Raw genomic sequence first — 16306 nt, 5'->3', positions numbered from 1 at the left:
AGCCGTCAGGCAGAATGTGATTCATGGGGCGTTGGAGCGAAGAGACAGTAATGAAGGCCGCCCCGGACTCGTCCTCGCTTGCAGCAGCACGGAAACTTGCGCATCCCGGCCCGTGGTCCGACTCAGGCAGCAACGATGTCCTTGTATGGGGAAAGTGCCAAGGCAGCGGGAAAACGCCATATCAAGTGAGCGTGGACATCATCGCACCCGCCTACCGGTGCTCGTGTCCCAGCCGGAAGTTTCCCTGCAAGCACGCATTGGCACTGCTGCTTCTTTGGTCCCGGGGCGAGGCAGCCGGGGCCGGAGCCGACACCGCTGATTTCGCAAAGGAATGGGCCGATCAACGGGCCGATCGTGCCACGGCAAAAGAACGGCGACAGGCCGAACAACCCGTTGATCCGGAAGCACAGGCAAAGCGGCTCGCCGCCAGGCTCGCCCTTATGGATGCCGGGATCGATGATTTCTCGCGCTGGCTAACGGACCTCGTACGGACCGGACTTGCCGCTGCCCGCAATCAGCCATATTCCTGGTGGGATGGCGTGGCAGCCCGCTTGGTGGACTCCCAGGTTCCCGGTTTGGCCGAACAAGTGCGGGAAATGGCATCCCAAATCCACGGCAGGACGGACTGGGCAGACCATCTTCTCCTTCACGCGGGCCGGTGGTGGGCCCTGACAAAGGCATGGGCAGCAAGAGACGCACTCACACCGGACGAATTCGCTGACGTAAAGGCTGCCCTCGGCTGGGCCACGGCGTCTGCTGACGTACAGGACACCGAGTCGTTGGTGGGCCCGTGGCTGGTGCTCGGAGCCCACCGCAGTGACGACGGACGCCTCCAGCAACAACGGACCTGGCTTCGCGCACCCGACGGCACAACGGTCGTCATCCTGGACTTCGCCGGACAAGGCCAGGGGCTGGCTGCGCCGCAACTCGCGGGAGCGCAGCTTGATGTCACAGTTGCCCGTTACCCCGGCTCAGCGCCACGGCGTGCATTGTTCACCGGACCCATCACCCCGCAGGGCGTGGCCACAAGCCTCGGCACCGGCTACAGCATCCGGCAAGCGCTCGAACAGGAGTCTGCAGCAGTCGCGCGCTCGCCGTGGAGGACCAGCCATCCGGTGATGCTGGAAGGTGTCACCGTCAACCCGCAGGGCATGGGGTGGGTGCACGATCCGAGTGGCGACGCACTTCCCTTGGTGGATGCTCCCCTCGACTCCCTGCTGGCACTGACAGGTGGCCATGCTGCGGATGTATTCGGAGAACTGGAAGATGGCCGCCTGCGTCCGCTGACCGTCGTCGTCGATGGAACGGTGGTGACCCCATGATCTGGTTGGCAGAACTCCGAACAGCGGCCTTGGTGGGAACCGCTCGGCACGACGCCCCCGAGCCGCCCGTCGCGCTGGGTTTTCGTGCGCCGGATAACCTGACCCGCGAGGAATCCCTGCTGGATCAAGCAGCACTGGCCGACGCCGTTACCCGTGCGTCCCGGACAGCATCCTCAGCCCCAGCCCCCGGCCTGGCTTCGCCTGCCCCCGCTGACACGGAGCCCCAAGCCAGCGGTGAGGCCGCCCGGCTCTTGGAGCTATTGCTGACCCAGCCGCCCGTGGGGCTTGAGCTGAGAATCCAGCTGGTAGTGGACTGGCTGAGGTTTGCCGAAGAATCACGACGGCGGGTCCCTCACCGGCTGCTGCCGGCGTTGCTCAATTTGGCGGAGACCAGATCCGCTGTTTTCAGGAGTCTTGAACCGGCAATCGGAACCCGCGGCCGCTGGTTGCAAGAACTTCAGAGCCCGTCCTCACGCGAACCGGCAGAAGAATGGTCTGAACTCGGGAGCGCCGCCGCTGCAGTCGAGCTGGACCGGCTAAGAGGCCGTGACCCGGCAGCTGCGCGCGAGCAGCTCCGTGGGCACTGGACGTCGCTCAGCGCCAGGGAACGCGCGGGCAACCTGGCGCTGTTTGCCGGCAACCTCAATGACGACGACGAAGGTTTGCTGGAACAAGCCTTGGACGACAAAGCGAAGAGCGTACGGGACGTTGCGCTCCGGCTCCTCGACCAACTCCCCGGGAGTGCGCGTGCAGCCCGCATGGCCACCCGGCTCCTACCCCTGCTGCACGCCAAAGGGCTCCTGAACAAGCGCCTGGACATCGATCTCCCTCCGGCCCCTGACCAAGAGGCACTGCGCGACGGAATCCCCGCCGATCCCCGCAGAGGTGAACCTGATCGGCTTGCAAGGTTGGATGTGATCATCCGTGGCGCACCGCTTGAGGTTTGGACATCGGTATCCGGCCGGAACCGGGCGGGCACCGCGGCACTGCTGCAGGGCGAACCGCGCATCATGGAAGCGTTGATCGCCAGCACTGCCGCCCGCGAAGATGCTGAGTGGGCACGCGCGCTGCTGACTGTCAGGACGGACAGAAGGCTGCTGGGTTGCCTCCCTCCCGACGAGCGGGAACATTGGCTGGTGAGGCACGTCCGGGAAAGCGGCGACGAACCGCTGACGCTGGCTCCCCTACTGCAGGACGTACCGCAGCCTTGGTCCGCGCCGTTGGCGGAAGCGGTACTGACACTGATTTCCGGCAAGGACGGCGGCCGCTTGGCAGCGACGCTGGCCGCGGTCCTTCCTACCGCCCTTCCGCCGGCTGCCACCGAACAATGCCGGCAACTTTTGGCACGAACAGACGACGACGCCGTCCGGCGCCGGGTGCTGCGCGATGCCGTCCAATACCAATCATTCAGACAATCCCTGACGGAGGCTTTCCGATGACCGATGCCCAGAATGCAACGGAAGTTCTTCGCGCCCACGCCGAGAATGCGTATGCCGATGAGCTCAGCGCCCTGGCCGCTGTTGATGACCGGCCCCGTCCGCCCAGTTGGCGTCTCTCCCCTTGGGCTGTCACCACCTACATCCTCGGTGGGACGTTGGCCAATGGGGCCGTGATCACTCCAAAGTATCTGGGCTCCGAACGCTTGGTGGAAATCGCCGTGGCGTCACTGGCCACGGACCGCGCCCTGCTGCTGCTGGGCGTTCCGGGAACCGCGAAAACATGGCTTGGAGAGCATCTGGCCGCAGCGATCTCAGGCTCGTCCACTCTGGTGGTTCAGGGCACTGCGGGTACACCGGAAGAAGCCTTGCGTTATGGGTGGAACTATGCGCGTCTGCTCGCGGATGGCCCCTCCCGTGCCGCCATGGTCCCCGGTCCCGTCATGCGGGCCATGGAGACGGGAAGCCTGGTGCGCGTGGAGGAACTTACCCGTATCCCCTCCGATGTGCAGGATTCCCTCATCACCATCCTTAGCGAAAAGACCCTGCCCATTCCCGAGCTCAACGAGGAAGTCCAAGCACGGAAGGGCTTCAACGTGATCGCCACCGCGAACAACCGCGACAAAGGCGTCAACGACCTCTCGTCCGCCCTTCGCCGCCGTTTCAACACTGTGGTCCTGCCGCTCCCGGACAGCATCGACCAAGAGGTGGAGATTGTGACTACCCGTGTTCGCAGTCTCGGTGAGTCCTTGGAACTGCCGGCGGACTTGGCTGCACTTTCCGAGATCCGGAGGGTGGTCACTGTCATGCGCGAACTGCGGTCCGGAGTATCCCAGGACCAGCGCACCAGCATCAAATCGCCATCGGCTACGTTATCCACGGCGGAAGCTATTTCCGTGATGACCAACGGCCTCTCCCTGGCGGCGCACTTTGGAGATGGCACCGTCCGGGCGGACGATGTAGCGGCGAGCCTGGTAGGCGCAGTAATCAAGGATCCTGTCCAGGACCGCGTGATCTGGCAGGAGTACTTGGAGACCGTCGTCCGGAATCGGCCTGAATGGAAAGACCTCTACCGGGCCTGCCGCGACCTCGAATCGCCCAACTAAGACATGACAGACGTTCACATTCTGGGGATCCGTCACCACGGTCCGGGTTCGGCCCATTCCGTTGCTGAAGCCTTGGCAGCCCTTCGACCTGATCTGGTGTTGGTCGAAGGGCCGCCCGAACTTGACCAGGTCATCCCGCTGGTTACGGATCCGGACATGGTTCCTCCGGTCGCCGGCCTGATTTACGCTGTGGACGAGCCCCGTTTGGCCTCCTTCTACCCGATGGCCGGTTTCTCGCCTGAATGGGTAGCAATCCGCTGGGCCCTGACCACCGGTAAGTCCGTGCGTGCCATCGACCTGCCTGCTGCACACACCTTTGCGCTCCGGGTAGCGGAGGAACGTGCTTTATCGGCTTCGGTGGAGGATGATCCCACCGCCACCACTGAGGACGACGGCGGCACCGCCGACACTGTCGAGGAACCTCCAGCTGTCCCGCAGCTGGCTTTCCGGCCCGACGCTATCGGGATGCTGGCCGAGGCTGCGGGGTACAGCGATGCTGAGCGCTGGTGGGAGGACGCGGTGGAACACAGGAACTCGGACCCTGTTGAGCGGTTTGATGCCCTCCTCGATGCGATCTCGGAAATCCGCGGCATGGATCAGCGTCCCGCTGACCATCCTGACGTGGTGGAGAACAATCGCCGGGAAGCTGCCATGCGGCGCATCCTGCGGGCTGCCATGCGGGAAGGGCATGAACGCATCGTTGTAGTGTGCGGTGCCTATCACGCACCGGCATTGGTACCCGCCGGTTTTCCTTCAGCTTCGGCCGACAACAAGGTACTCGCCGGTTTGCCGAAAGCGAAGGTGGCCGTCACCTGGGTTCCCTGGACCTCGAACCGGCTCAGCTTGGGCAGCGGATACGGCGCAGGGGTCACTGCGCCGGGCTGGTATCAACACCTGTTCGCACATTGGATGGGGAACGATCCCACGAGGGATGTGGCAACCACTTGGCTGGTTCGGGTAGCCCATGCGCTTCGTAAAGAGAACCTGGATGCGTCCACTGCGTCGGTGGTAGAGGCCAGCAGGATGGCTACCGCGTTGGCCGCCGTTCGCGGAAGGCCCAGCCCTGGCTTACCTGAATTGGACGATGCCGCGCAGACTGTTCTTTGCGACGGTTCTCCCCTGCCGCTGGCCCTGGTTCACCGCGAACTTACTGTTGGCCGCGAGCTGGGAAACGTTCCGGACTCTGTGCCAACCCTCCCGTTGGCCGCCGACCTCGCCGCTACCCAGCGCAAGCTGCGCATGAAAGCCAGCGCCATGGAAGAAGTCATGGTCCTGGACCTGCGTAAGCCGAACCAGTTGGCACGTTCGGTGTTACTTCACCGCCTTGCGCTGCTGGGGGTGGACTGGGGTCAGCCAACGGACACCGGCCGGACCACCGGCACATTCAAGGAAGCGTGGACCCTCCTGTGGAAGCCTGAATTGGCTGTTTCGGTGGTGGAAGCCAGCCGCTACGGCACCACCGTTGCCTCAGCCGCAAGCACTTTCGTCTCTGAACAGGCGCAGGCAGCCGAAGGCCTGCCGGTCCTTGGCAAACTGTTGGAAGGCTGTCTCCTGGCCGAACTGCCCGACGGCATTGCCGGCGTCGTGTCCGTCCTGGCGGAACGCACCGCACTTCAGCAGGACGCTGCTCCCCTTTTGGAAACCATCGCCCCCTTGGCCCGCACTTGCAGGTACGGCAACGTTCGAGCGGTGGACGTGAGTGATGTTCGGAAGATCCTCGAAGCTACGGTGGTGCGCGCCTGTGTGGGACTGCCCACGGCCTGCGCCGGCTTGGATGACGATGCTGCTGGCGCGATGCGTCGGGCCATTGATTCGGCGCAGGATGGTTTGGCCCTGCTGGCTGAGCTGCCGTTGGATGACTGGCATGCAGCGCTTGCCGCAGTGGCCCGGTCAGACACCATTCATGGTGCGGTGGCTGGCCGTGCCACCCGGCTTCTGATGGACGCGGGGTTGGTGGAAGGAGACGACGTGGCGGCACGTCTTAGTCGACGCCTCTCCATCGCCACGCCCGCGCCGGAAGCCGCTGCGTGGCTGGACGGTCTGCTGTCCGGGGACGCCACATTGCTCATCCACGATCCGCGCCTCCTGCAGATCGTCGATGACTGGGTGGAGGGTGTGGACGACGAAGTGTTCGAGGACGTCTTGCCATTGGTCAGGAGGACGTTCTCGGCTTTCAGCAGGCCTGAGCGGCGGGAAATCGGCGAGCAGCTAAGCCGGGTCGGGTCTGGCGGCACCAGCGCGGAAGCCATCAGCATGGACCTGGCTGGAGCTGGCCCGGCAATACAAACGATTGCAGGAATTTTGGGATGGGAGGCGATCGCATGACGGGTACTTCCGACCAGACGGATGGCTCAGGCACGGCCGATGTTTCCGGCAATGCTTCCGCCGGTGCGGGCCGGGACCGGCTGAGCCGGTGGCGTCTGGTACTGGGCGGGCAGGACGCGGACGGCATTTCAACAGAGGACGGTGTCCCCGTCCAACTATCTGATGATGATGTTAGACGGGACCAAGCGCTGGAAGAGCTCTACGGTGGCGGGTCCGGGCAGCGTGGAGGGCTGGGGTCGTCGAGTCCACGCGTGGCCCGCTGGCTCGGGGATATCCGCGGGTACTTTCCCTCCTCAGTGGTCCAAGTTATGCAGTCTGATGCTATGGATCGGCTCGGCCTGAGGCAGTTGCTGTTGGAGCCGGAGATGCTGCGCACTGTACAGCCGGACATTGGCTTGGTGAGCACCTTGGTGGGACTGGGGCGGGTGATCCCCGAAGAGTCCCGGGAAACCGCCAGGTCAGTCGTTCGCCAGGTCACCACGGAACTTGAGGAACGGCTGCGCGCCAAGACGATCCAAGCAGTCTCAGGTGCCCTCAATCGTTCCGCCAGGACGCGCCGCCCAAGGCACAGGGACATCGACTGGAACAGGACCATCGCCGCCAACCTCAAGCATTACCAGCCCGAGTACCGCACGGTGGTGCCTGAGCGGCTGCATGGCCATGCGAGGCGCAGCACCGAGATTCAGCGCGAGATTATCCTGTGCATTGACCAATCAGGATCAATGGCTGAATCCGTGGTGTACTCCAGTGTCTTCGGAGCAGTTCTCAGCTCTCTGCGGTCCGTGAGCACCAGGTTAGTGGTTTTTGACACCGAAGTTGTAGATCTCACGGACGACCTGGATGACCCCGTGGATGTGCTGTTCGGCGTACAGCTGGGCGGCGGGACCGACATCAACCGAGCCCTTGCCTACTGCCAGGATCAGATAACAAAGCCCGCCGAGACCATCCTTGTCCTGATCAGCGACCTTTATGAAGGCGGCATAGCTGAAGAGATGCTGCGTCGAGCCGCGTCAATTGTGGGTGGCGGGACCACCATGATTGCTTTGCTGGCGTTGAGCGACAGCGGCCATCCGTCCTTCGATTCACGTCATGCAGCGGCTCTGGCCGGCATCGGCGTGCCGGCTTTCGCGTGCACACCGGATCTCTTTCCGGACATGATGGCTGCGGCCGTTGAGCGCCGGGATGTCAGCGAATGGGCGGCCTCCCAAGACATCCCCACAAGTCACGAAACGTAGTTCTCCATCCACGGAGCTCTGGCGGAGGACGGGCAACGGCGCGAGAATTAGCTGGTGGTCCCTCCTCGCACCGGCGAGGGCGGCGACACCCTGAATGACGCCGCCCGAAAGATCCAGCGCGTCTATCTGACATTGACGCTGGGCAATACCGTTGCGGCCTCCTTCATCTGGGGAATCAACACCCTGTTCCTGCTGGATGCCGGTTTAAGTAACCTGGAGGCGTTTGCCGCCAACGCCTTCTTCACCGTAGGCATGGTTCTGTTTGAGGTCCCTACCGGAGTGATCGCCGACGGGTGGGGCCGGCGGGCGTCATTCCTGCTGGGAACGGTGACGCTGGCCGTGTCCACTTATCTGTACTTCGTGATGTGGCAGATCTCCGCGCCGTTCTGGATGTGGGCTGTGGTCTCGGTTCTCCTGGGTCTCGGCTTTACGTTCTTCTCCGGTGCTGTTGAAGCATGGCTCGTGGATGCCCTGCGCTTCTCGGGATACGAAGGCGGGCTGGAATCTGTGCTTGGCCGAGGCCAGATGGTGCAGGGTGGCGCGATGCTCGTGGGCTCAGTAGCAGGAGGGGTGATTGCCCAGGCCACCAATCTTGGCGTGCCCTTCCTCCTTCGTGTGCTGGTTCTGCTCGCCATGTTTGCGGTGGCCTTTGGACTCATGCACGACGTCGGCTTCACGCCTGAGCGTTCGACGCATCCCCTCCGCGCGACACGGGCGGTACTGTCTGCGTCGATCGAGAACGGCTTGAAAAACCCGCCCGTGCGTTACGTGATGCTGGCCGCCCCCTTTAGTGCCGGCGTCGGAATTTACGTCTTCTATGCACTGCAGCCCTACCTCCTTGACCTGTTCGGTGATCCCAGGGCTTATTCCATCGCGGGCTTGGCCGCCGCGATTGTTGCGGGATCGCAGATCCTGGGGGGCTGGCTCGCCCCGCACGCCCGGCGGCTTTTCCACAGGCGCACCTCCGTGCTCATCCTTGGAGCGATGGTGGGTGGCGTCATCCTTCTGGTCCTAGGTTTCACGCGTATCTTCTGGGTGGCTCTGATATTGCTCGCGCTCTGGGCCGTCGTCGGTTCTGCCGCCACGCCCGTCCGGCAGGCCTATGTCAACGACATGATCCCTTCGAAGCAGCGGGCCACGGTCCTGAGCTTCGATTCGCTGATGGGCTCCAGCGGCGGCGTAGTTATCCAGCCGGTCCTGGGCCGGGGAGCTGACCTTTACGGCTATCCGGCATCATTGGCCATGGCAGGATTCATTGAGCTCATCGCGTTGCCGTTCCTGCTGGCCAGCCGGAAGCAGGGCGCAGCAGCCGACCGGGCCAGCACACCTGAAACCTCCCCGGACACGGAATCCTTGCCGTGAGTAGGGTGGTCGGGGGCATGGCTGCCAGCTTGGACGGATACATCGCGTCAGAGAACGGCGACCTTTCATGGCTGAACGACGCCATGGCCAAGGACGAGGACTACGGTTTTGAAGCCACCGAGCGCAGAACCGGGGCTTACATCATGGGGGCCAACACCTACCGCGAGGTAGCAACCATGGGCGGCGGCGGGTCCAAAGTCCCAACGTATGTGGTCACCCACGATCCAACACTCGCTACCAAGGGCAACACGGAACTCTTCTCCGGCGATCCGCGGGAACTGGTTGCCCGTATCAAGGAAACCATTGCCGTGGAGAAGGACATCTGCCTGTTCGGCGGTGGTCAGTTGGTCACGGAATTCGTCGAACTGGGGTTGATCGATGAGCTGGGTATCTCCGTGATCCCCGTGATCCTGGGCGGCGGCGTTCCGTTCTTCGGCAGGGTCAGCCAGTGGACGAAGTTGGAACTTATGGAGTGCCGTCATTACCCGTCCGGAATCGTCCTGCTGAATTACCGGTTGAAGGGCCCGGGGACTGAGGGAAATCGGTCAGCGCAGGGCATCTGAGATTGACTTCGCTCCTCCGTGGCAGCTCTGTCCACCGTCAACCGGCAGGTCCACTCCCGTGACGAAAGCGGCCATGGGGCTCAGGAGGAAAAGCACGACGGCGGCCACCTCCTCCGGCGTCCCGGTCCGGCCCAGCGGGGTTTCGGCAATGGTGGCTTCCTTGAACACGGGGTTTGCATCGGCGGTCATGGGGGTCTCAATGAATCCTGGATGTACCGAATTGACCCGGATTCCCTGTGGCCCGAGCTCCGTGGCGGCAGCGATGGTTAGCCCACGCAGAGCCCATTTGCTGGCAGTGTAGGCGACCGGATAGTGCCGGTTGAGCGCTGCCACTGATCCAACGTTGACGATGGAACCCCCGGACTTCATCAGCGGGACGCAGGCCTGCATTCCCAACAGTGCTCCCGTAACGTTCACATCCGAGACCGCAGCGAGATCGGCCGGGGTTACCTCAAGCAGGCGGCTGCGTCGGGTGATGCCGGCGTTGTTGACCAAGCCGTCCAGCCGGACGCTCGCACTTTGCAGGAACCCAGCCAATGCCGTCCAATCATCCGCCCGGGTGACATCGAGCTGGTGGTAAGTAATGCGGTCCGGGTATTCAGCGGCTGCGGCCTTCATGGCAGTCGAGGGCTCCGCGGCCAGGTCTGCCGCGACTACGGCGGCTCCTGCCGCGGCCAACATCAGGGTTTCGGCAAGACCCTGCCCGCCATTGGCCCCGGTAATCACAACATTTCGATCAGTCATGTTAATCACGGCAAAGACATCCTTTGTTTCTGAAACGGGTCATCCGGGCAGAACAGCTGACCAGCCGCCGTCGACCATGAGGTTGGCGCCGGTGACATAGGAGGCCTCGTCGGAGGCAAGGAACAGCGCGCAGTTGGCTACCTCCATGGCATCACCCACCCGCCCCAGCGGTATGTGTGCCGCAATATCGCGCATGGGATGCTCTTCCGCGAGGAGATCGGACTCGGTGGCGGGAGTGCGGATCATGCCGGGACTCACACAGTTCACGCGAATCCCGCGGGGAGCGCCTTCTGCCGCCAGTTGTTTTGTCATTGCCACCACCGAGCCTTTGGTTGCGGTGTGTGCCAGTCGCCCGTTGGTCACCGAGCCGGACACTCCTGCCGTGGAACCAACAAGAACGACGGCGGACTGCCTGGCTTTACCGAGCAACGGCCAGAAGTGCCGGACGGGAAGAAACACGACGTCCACCTCGTGCCGGAAATCCCAGGTCCAGTCTTCGTAGCTGATCGCCTCCAACGCCACAAAGCGGGTGGCCGCCGCGTTGGCGTAGAGTACGTCAACCCGGCCATGGAGCCTGTCCACGACGCCTGCCCATGTTCGCACGGAAGCCTCATTGCTCAGGTCCACCTCTTGGGCGGAGTCTACTGTCATCCCACCATCCTGTGGCCACGTCAGCTATCGGGGAATACCGCATTCAGGATAGGAGCTATCCATGCCGTGGATGGGCGCTGGCTAGCTGCTTTGACCTGCCGACACGACGACAGGATGCGCCGTCACGGGAAAAATCTCATGGAGCTGTGAACAGGCGCGCTGGACTACGGAACGGAGCCAGACGTTTGCGGGATCCTCGGTCTGGGAGGGATGCCAGTACATGGCCTCCACCAACGCAGCTTCGAGCTCTTCGGTGAACTCAAGGACTTCGATGTTCGCCCCTCGCTGCGCCCTTGAGGCCAGCATGCGCGGAACCAGCGCCACAAGATCCGTGCCCTCTACCAGGAGCGGCAATGACAGGAAGCCGGCCACCACGGCCGCTACGCGTCGTCGAACGCCGCGGGATTCAAAAAGCTTGTCGGCCGGTGTGCTGATGCCCTCGCCGAAGTATCCAACAGCGTGCGGCACCGCAACGAGGTCCTCCAACGTCAATCGGGGCAACTGGAGAAGCGGGTTTCCTGCATCGGCCACCGCCACGAAGCTGTCCCGGAAAAGCTGTTTGCTCTCACCCTGCATCCTGTAGCCGGTGGGCCCCACCAACAGGTCCATCCTGGAATATTCGGCCATGGTTCCCTGGAGCCCGGACGTGGGGACGAAATCCACCACCACCTGTGGCGCCTCCCGCTGAAGGATCCCGCGCAAAGGACCCACGATGAGTGCCGCCGCGTAATCAGATGCGGCGATCACAAACTCCCGCTCGCTTGTAGTGGCATCGAACCCGGACCGGACGCGCGTGGCCCGCTGGATGTGGAGCATGGCTTCATCAACCAACGGGACCAAAGATTGCGCGAAGGGAGTGAGCTCATAGGTGCGCCCGTTGCGGACCAGAAGTTCGTCGTCGAAATGCCTCCTGAGCCTTGCCATCGCAGCACTCGTGGCCGGCTGGCTAAGCTGCAGCCGCTCGGCCGCCCGGGAAACATTCCGCAGCTCCAACAGAACCTGGAGTTGAGGCAGCAGGTTCAGGTCCAGGTTCTTCATGCCCCTAGGTTATCCAGCGGTGGAGGACATTAGTGCGTTGCGCTCACAAGCCGCGGTCCTCGAACCAGGACGGCCAGAAGCGCGAGGGCACAAGCTCCGCCCAATGCCCCGAGTGCGAGGGCGAGGTTCCCCAGGGCGGCAGCCGTTGCGCCGAGGACGATGGGCGTCAGGAATTGCCCGATGAACAAGGTTGCTGTCCAGATACCCGTGCCGCGGCCGCGCTGGGAAAACTCCAGTCCGTTGACGGCCCACGTCAGGAGTGTCGGCAACAGCACACCGGTTCCGGCGCTGGCCACAACGGCACCCAGTATTGCCAAAGGAACGCTGCCCGCTGCCGACACCACGCAGAGCCCGACGGCGGCAAGGCCGAAGGCGCCCACCAGCAGTTTGCGGGTACCCAGCTTGGCAAGGTAGCGGAAGGAGATGGCACCCGCTGCAGTGGCCAACGAAGCGACCGCAGCCGCTCCACCGATGAGCCCGGTGTCCGTAACGCCCAGCCCGGTGATGACGTAGGGCAGATGGACGATCAAAGCGTAAAACACAATGCCACCGAACAGTGTCACAGCGGCCGGCGCACCAATTTGTCGCCATGGCACCGGCTGTTTCGCCGTCGTAGCGACGTGGGCTTGGCTCTTTGCCGGTTCCCACAGTTTGAAAATCATGGGGACCACCAACACCGCGCTGACAGCGTACAGCCAGAAGGGAGTCCTCCAGCTGATGCTGCCCAGGACGCCACCCAGTGCGAAGAAGGCAGTGGCTGCCAGCGCGCTGACCATGGTCTGGAGACCCAAGTATTTGTTCCGCTGCTGGCCCGCGTAGTAGTCGGTGATCAGGGTGGTGCAGCACGTCATGATCGCAGCCTCGGCGATACCTACGCCGACTCGCGACAACGCTATGGCCCCGAGGGAGTCCAGCCATAGAGGCGCCGTTCCGAAGAGGGCGTACGCCAGCATCGCAACTATAAGAAGTTGCTTGCGTCCCACACGATCCGCCACGTACCCGGCCAGCGGCGAGAACAACGCCACAAACAGGGCCGGCACGGTAAGGACCAAGGGAACCAGGATGGCGACTCCGGCGGTATCGGCGAAGACCTGGTTCAGGGTGGGGAGTACGGGTGCCAGCAGAACTGCACCCAGTACGGGCATGCAGCTGCCGGCGACCAGTAGCGCAGCGTGTGTCTTTCCGGCCGCTCGGCCGGCAAGTGGCGGGCGGGTTTCAGTTGCCGTTGGGTCCATGGTGCTCATTAGGTGTTCCTTCGCCTTTGAAGATGGTCCCCGGGGTGGCAGAAACGCCGGGAGGGACTGCATTCACTGTGGCAAGGGGTCTGTAGGCGGAGAATAGCGGTTTTGGTATAGCAGGTATTCGTACGATCGATACCCAGTTGCCCGCCACAACTATTTGTTCAACGGATAGTTGCTATCAGATAGTTGCCCTTCTCCGAATACGTGATGTGGCTCATGGTTGATCCAGGACCTGCAGATAACTGTCCGAGCAACCAGAGCACTTAGAAGGAATTCATCGTGGAAACTCCCCTCGCCCATCTTGCCCACCTCGAGATCACCACGCCGGACATCGAAGCCTCGGCACGGTTCTACGAGGAAAAATTCGGCATGCGCATCATCGACCGCGTAGATGGCAACGTTTATCTGCGATGCTGGGGCGATTACTACCGTTACAGCCTGGTGATTACCGAAGGCCCGGAGGCCTCCTTGGGTCGGATGGCATGGCGCACCAACTCGCAGGCCGCGCTCGAAGCTGCAGCAGCCCGCGTTGAAGCAACCGGGGTGCAGGGCACCTGGACTGCGGGCGGCCACGGCTTCGGCAAAGCCTACGAGTTCACGGGTCCTTACGGCCACCACATGCGCCTCTTCTACGACGTAGAGAAATTCGTTGCAGAACCCGGTTTCGAATCCATCTATCCGGACCGTCCCGAGCGCCGCAGCAGCCACGCAGCTGCTCCCCGCTTCCTGGACCACGTCACGGTCGCTTCCTCTGACGTCCGAGGCTTCGCCAAGTGGTACAACGAGGCTCTCGGCTTCCGCGTCATGGCCTTCGTCGACCTCGATGAAGCACCCATCACGGTCTTCTCCGTACTGACCACCAACGAAAAGTCCCACGACCTCGGCGTCGTGCTCGATACCTCCAAGCGCGCCGGCCGAGTCAACCACATCGCCTTCTGGGTGGACGCTACCGAGGACCTGCTCCGCACCGCCGACGTGATGATGGAAAACGGCACGCCCATGGAATATGGTCCGTCCATTCACGGCGTGGGCGAGCAGAACTTCCTGTACTTCCGCGACCCGTCAGGCCTGCGGGTGGAGCTGAACTCCGGCGGCTACCGCAACTACGTTCCGGACTGGGACGCCAACACGTGGAAGCCCTCGGAAGGATCCAACAACTTCTACAAGAACGGTGCGATGCCACACTCCATGACAGAATCCTTCCCGCCGGCCGAAGGGTTCACCGCGACGGAGGAAGGCGCTTCCGCAGAAATGAAAGAAGCCCTCCTGAACCCCTACGCAAAGCAGGGTCGGGGCTAAATCCATGGCGAACGCAACATACTCCCTGATCCGGTTCCAGGAACCCGGCGACAGTAAAGCCAAAACGGGCCTGCTGGTAGGCGAACGTGTCCTGCCACTTGATACGGACATCAACTCACTGATCCAGCACTGGGAAACCACTGAAAGCGAACTTGACCAGCTTGCCGCATCAGCCGATGAGCAGGCAGGCCTGGCACTCGCCGGCGTCGAGGTCCTGGCTCCGGTGGAACCCGCCCAAGTGCTGCAAACCGGAGCCAACTACCGCAAGCACGTGGTTGACCTTGCCGTGGCACACCGGGACTCCGGCCAGGACGCAGAAGAGGTGCGGGCCAAGACGGCGGCCATGATGGACAAACGTGCAGGCCAGGGGACGCCGTACTTCTTTATCGGGCTTCCCACCGCCATTGCTCCGGCTACGGATGACCTGACGCTGCCGGGCTACAGCAAGTCCCACGACTGGGAGCTGGAACTGGCCGCCGTGATTGGGAAGGAAGCCTTCCGCGTCACTCCCGAAGAGGCCCTCGAGCATGTCTTCGGTTACACCATGGTCAACGACATCACCACCCGGGAGTACGTCTTCCGCAAGGACATGCCCGCTATCGGTTCGGACTGGTACAGGGCCAAGAATGCCCCCGGCTTCCTGCCCACCGGTCCCCTGCTGGTGCCGGCGAAGTTCTTTGGCGACCCACAGGACGTCCAGGTCACACTGAAGCTCAACGGCAAGGCCATGCAGGACGAGTCCACTCAAGACATGATCTTCGGCGTCGCCAAGCTTGTCAGCGAAGCGTCGCAGATCATGCCGCTCCGGCCAGGCGATCTGGTGCTGACCGGCAGCCCCGCCGGCAACGGACAGCACTGGGGCAGGCTCCTCCAGGACGGCGACGTCATGGAAGGCACTATCACCGGGCTGGGTACTCAACTCATCCACTGCAAGGACGAACAGTGACTACCGACGCCGTGGAAGCGCACACGATTCAGCGGGCTGATCCGATGGCCAGCATCACCGCAGCCGCCAAGCTGTACAACAACTGGGGTCGCTGGGGTGAAGACGACGTCCTCGGTACCCTCAATTTCATCGACAATGGCAAGCGTGTGGAGGCGGCCTCACTGGTGAGGTCGGGCGAGGCGTTCTCCTTGTCCCAGCCGTTCGACACCAATGGACCCCAGAAGGGGTGGCGTCGCCGAACCAACCCGGTCCACACCATGACCGACACCGGCGTAGACGCTGAGCGCGGCAACCAGGGATTTCCCCACGGGTTCGGCGGGGCTGACGATGTGATTGCCATGCCGCTGCAGTGCTCCACCCAGTGGGACGGGCTGGGCCATATCTTTGATCGCGGCAAAGCTTGGAACGGCCGGGCAGCTGGCGACGTCGTGACCTCAGAAGGCGACCTGGTGACGGGGATCGAAACTGCCGCCGCTAAAATTGTCACCCGTGGCGTTTTGCTGGATGTGGGCCGCGCACTGGGTCCGGAGCTGGGGCGCGCCGACGGGGAATTACCCGACGGCTTCGCCATCAATCCGGAGCACCTGGAGCGAACCATTGAACGCCAGGGCCCCACCTCCGCCGTTCGCCGAGGGGACATCGTGGTGATCCGCACGGGGCAGTACACGCGGGCCCGCCGCGACGGCTGGGGTGAGTACGCAGGCGGCTCGGCGCCGGGTCTGTCCTTCACCACCGCATCGTGGCTGCACGCCTCGGAAATCGCCGGGGTAGCAACGGACACTTGGGGATTCGAGGTCCGGCCCAATGAGTTTGAGGGTGCTTTCCAGCCGCTTCACCAGATCGCCATTCCAAACCTCGGATTGTTCCTGGGTGAAATGTGGGATCCGGATACTCTGGCGGAGGCGTGTGCGGCAGACGGCAGGTACGAGTTCATGCTCACCGCCGCTCCACTCCCCATCACGGGCGCTGTCGGTTCACCTGTCAACCCCATCGCCGTCCGCTAGCAAATCTGTTACAACGCAGCACAATAGGCAGTAA

14 protein-coding genes are annotated in these 16306 nt (G+C 63.1%); 10 read left to right on the top strand and 4 right to left on the bottom strand.

Going from position 1 to position 16306, the window contains the following annotated elements; translation table 11 throughout:
- The first annotated feature begins 23 nt into the window (after window positions 1-23).
- From ACNAOT_RS10790 to ACNAOT_RS10760, 7 genes are read left to right on the top strand one after another with little or no spacing between them, the layout of a single operon-like run.
- The gene (locus tag ACNAOT_RS10790) at window positions 24-1322 is read left to right on the top strand and encodes an SWIM zinc finger family protein (protein ID WP_420181039.1); all 1299 of its coding nucleotides are present in this window, start codon (window positions 24-26) and stop codon (window positions 1320-1322) included.
- On the top strand, window positions 1319-2761 hold the full coding sequence (locus ACNAOT_RS10785) for a DUF5691 domain-containing protein (protein WP_420181038.1): 1443 nt from the start codon (window positions 1319-1321) through the stop codon (window positions 2759-2761). Before ACNAOT_RS10790 ends, ACNAOT_RS10785 begins: the two co-directional genes overlap by 4 nt.
- Window positions 2758-3864, top strand: coding sequence for an ATP-binding protein (locus ACNAOT_RS10780; protein WP_420181037.1), 1107 nt, complete (start codon window positions 2758-2760; stop codon window positions 3862-3864). The genes ACNAOT_RS10785 and ACNAOT_RS10780 overlap by 4 nt, the downstream gene beginning before the upstream one ends.
- Before the next feature lie 3 nt (window positions 3865-3867).
- Complete coding sequence (locus tag ACNAOT_RS10775; RefSeq protein WP_420181036.1) at window positions 3868-6189, top strand: DUF5682 family protein; 2322 nt, start codon at window positions 3868-3870, stop codon at window positions 6187-6189.
- On the top strand, window positions 6186-7424 hold the full coding sequence (locus ACNAOT_RS10770) for a VWA domain-containing protein (RefSeq protein WP_420181035.1): 1239 nt from the start codon (window positions 6186-6188) through the stop codon (window positions 7422-7424). Before ACNAOT_RS10775 ends, ACNAOT_RS10770 begins: the two co-directional genes overlap by 4 nt.
- Before the next feature lie 54 nt (window positions 7425-7478).
- Window positions 7479-8786 (top strand): MFS transporter, encoded by a 1308-nt coding sequence (locus ACNAOT_RS10765; protein WP_420181034.1) that lies wholly within the window; start codon window positions 7479-7481, stop codon window positions 8784-8786.
- A 17-nt stretch (window positions 8787-8803) separates the two neighbouring features.
- Entirely contained in the window at window positions 8804-9349 is a 546-nt protein-coding gene (locus ACNAOT_RS10760; protein ID WP_420181033.1) for a dihydrofolate reductase family protein, read from the top strand.
- Here the strand turns inward: ACNAOT_RS10760 and ACNAOT_RS10755 are convergent.
- The 4 genes from ACNAOT_RS10755 to ACNAOT_RS10740 form a co-directional block, all read right to left on the bottom strand.
- The gene (locus ACNAOT_RS10755) at window positions 9332-10093 is read right to left on the bottom strand and encodes an SDR family NAD(P)-dependent oxidoreductase (RefSeq protein WP_420181155.1); all 762 of its coding nucleotides are present in this window, start codon (window positions 10091-10093) and stop codon (window positions 9332-9334) included. The two genes, ACNAOT_RS10760 and ACNAOT_RS10755, sit on opposite strands and share 18 nt — an antisense overlap.
- Before the next feature lie 39 nt (window positions 10094-10132).
- On the bottom strand, window positions 10133-10744 hold the full coding sequence (locus tag ACNAOT_RS10750; protein WP_420181032.1) for an SDR family NAD(P)-dependent oxidoreductase: 612 nt from the start codon (window positions 10742-10744) through the stop codon (window positions 10133-10135).
- 81 nt (window positions 10745-10825) lie between these two features.
- Window positions 10826-11782: a LysR family transcriptional regulator gene (locus tag ACNAOT_RS10745; protein ID WP_420181031.1), complete on the bottom strand. Its 957-nt coding sequence runs from the start codon at window positions 11780-11782 to the stop codon at window positions 10826-10828.
- Between the two features lie 29 nt (window positions 11783-11811).
- Window positions 11812-13026: an MFS transporter gene (locus tag ACNAOT_RS10740; RefSeq protein ID WP_420181030.1), complete on the bottom strand. Its 1215-nt coding sequence runs from the start codon at window positions 13024-13026 to the stop codon at window positions 11812-11814.
- 276 nt (window positions 13027-13302) lie between these two features.
- Here ACNAOT_RS10740 and ACNAOT_RS10735 point away from each other — a divergent pair, with 276 nt between their 5' ends.
- From ACNAOT_RS10735 to ACNAOT_RS10725, 3 genes are read left to right on the top strand one after another with little or no spacing between them, the layout of a single operon-like run.
- Window positions 13303-14322, top strand: coding sequence for a VOC family protein (locus ACNAOT_RS10735; RefSeq protein WP_420181029.1), 1020 nt, complete (start codon window positions 13303-13305; stop codon window positions 14320-14322).
- A 4-nt stretch (window positions 14323-14326) separates the two neighbouring features.
- A complete protein-coding gene (locus tag ACNAOT_RS10730) occupies window positions 14327-15268 on the top strand; it encodes a fumarylacetoacetate hydrolase family protein (RefSeq protein WP_420181028.1) in 942 nt (313 codons plus the stop codon).
- A gap of 44 nt (window positions 15269-15312) precedes the next feature.
- Window positions 15313-16272, top strand: a complete 960-nt coding sequence (locus tag ACNAOT_RS10725) for a cyclase family protein (protein ID WP_420181154.1) — start codon at window positions 15313-15315, stop codon at window positions 16270-16272.
- Window positions 16273-16306 lie beyond the last annotated feature (34 nt).

The organism is Paenarthrobacter sp. TA1.8 (assembly GCF_048595705.1).
Lineage (GTDB): Bacteria > Actinomycetota > Actinomycetes > Actinomycetales > Micrococcaceae > Arthrobacter > Arthrobacter nitroguajacolicus.
This window is presented reverse-complemented; position numbering and strand designations above follow the sequence as displayed.

What these genes read in the sequence shown, in the direction of transcription:
- ACNAOT_RS10790 (WP_420181039.1), top strand. Translation starts at nt 24, where the DNA reads ATGGGGCGTTGGAGCGAAGAGACAGTAATGAAGGCCGCCCCGGACTCG.
- ACNAOT_RS10785 (WP_420181038.1), top strand. Translation starts at nt 1,319, where the DNA reads ATGATCTGGTTGGCAGAACTCCGAACAGCGGCCTTGGTGGGAACCGCT.
- ACNAOT_RS10780 (WP_420181037.1), top strand. Translation starts at nt 2,758, where the DNA reads ATGACCGATGCCCAGAATGCAACGGAAGTTCTTCGCGCCCACGCCGAG.
- ACNAOT_RS10775 (WP_420181036.1), top strand. Translation starts at nt 3,868, where the DNA reads ATGACAGACGTTCACATTCTGGGGATCCGTCACCACGGTCCGGGTTCG.
- ACNAOT_RS10770 (WP_420181035.1), top strand. Translation starts at nt 6,186, where the DNA reads ATGACGGGTACTTCCGACCAGACGGATGGCTCAGGCACGGCCGATGTT.
- ACNAOT_RS10760 (WP_420181033.1), top strand. Translation starts at nt 8,804, where the DNA reads ATGGCTGCCAGCTTGGACGGATACATCGCGTCAGAGAACGGCGACCTT.
- ACNAOT_RS10755 (WP_420181155.1), bottom strand. Translation starts at nt 10,093, where the DNA reads ATGACTGATCGAAATGTTGTGATTACCGGGGCCAATGGCGGGCAGGGT.
- ACNAOT_RS10750 (WP_420181032.1), bottom strand. Translation starts at nt 10,744, where the DNA reads ATGACAGTAGACTCCGCCCAAGAGGTGGACCTGAGCAATGAGGCTTCC.
- ACNAOT_RS10745 (WP_420181031.1), bottom strand. Translation starts at nt 11,782, where the DNA reads ATGAAGAACCTGGACCTGAACCTGCTGCCTCAACTCCAGGTTCTGTTG.
- ACNAOT_RS10740 (WP_420181030.1), bottom strand. Translation starts at nt 13,026, where the DNA reads ATGAGCACCATGGACCCAACGGCAACTGAAACCCGCCCGCCACTTGCC.
- ACNAOT_RS10730 (WP_420181028.1), top strand. Translation starts at nt 14,327, where the DNA reads ATGGCGAACGCAACATACTCCCTGATCCGGTTCCAGGAACCCGGCGAC.
- ACNAOT_RS10725 (WP_420181154.1), top strand. Translation starts at nt 15,313, where the DNA reads ATGGCCAGCATCACCGCAGCCGCCAAGCTGTACAACAACTGGGGTCGC.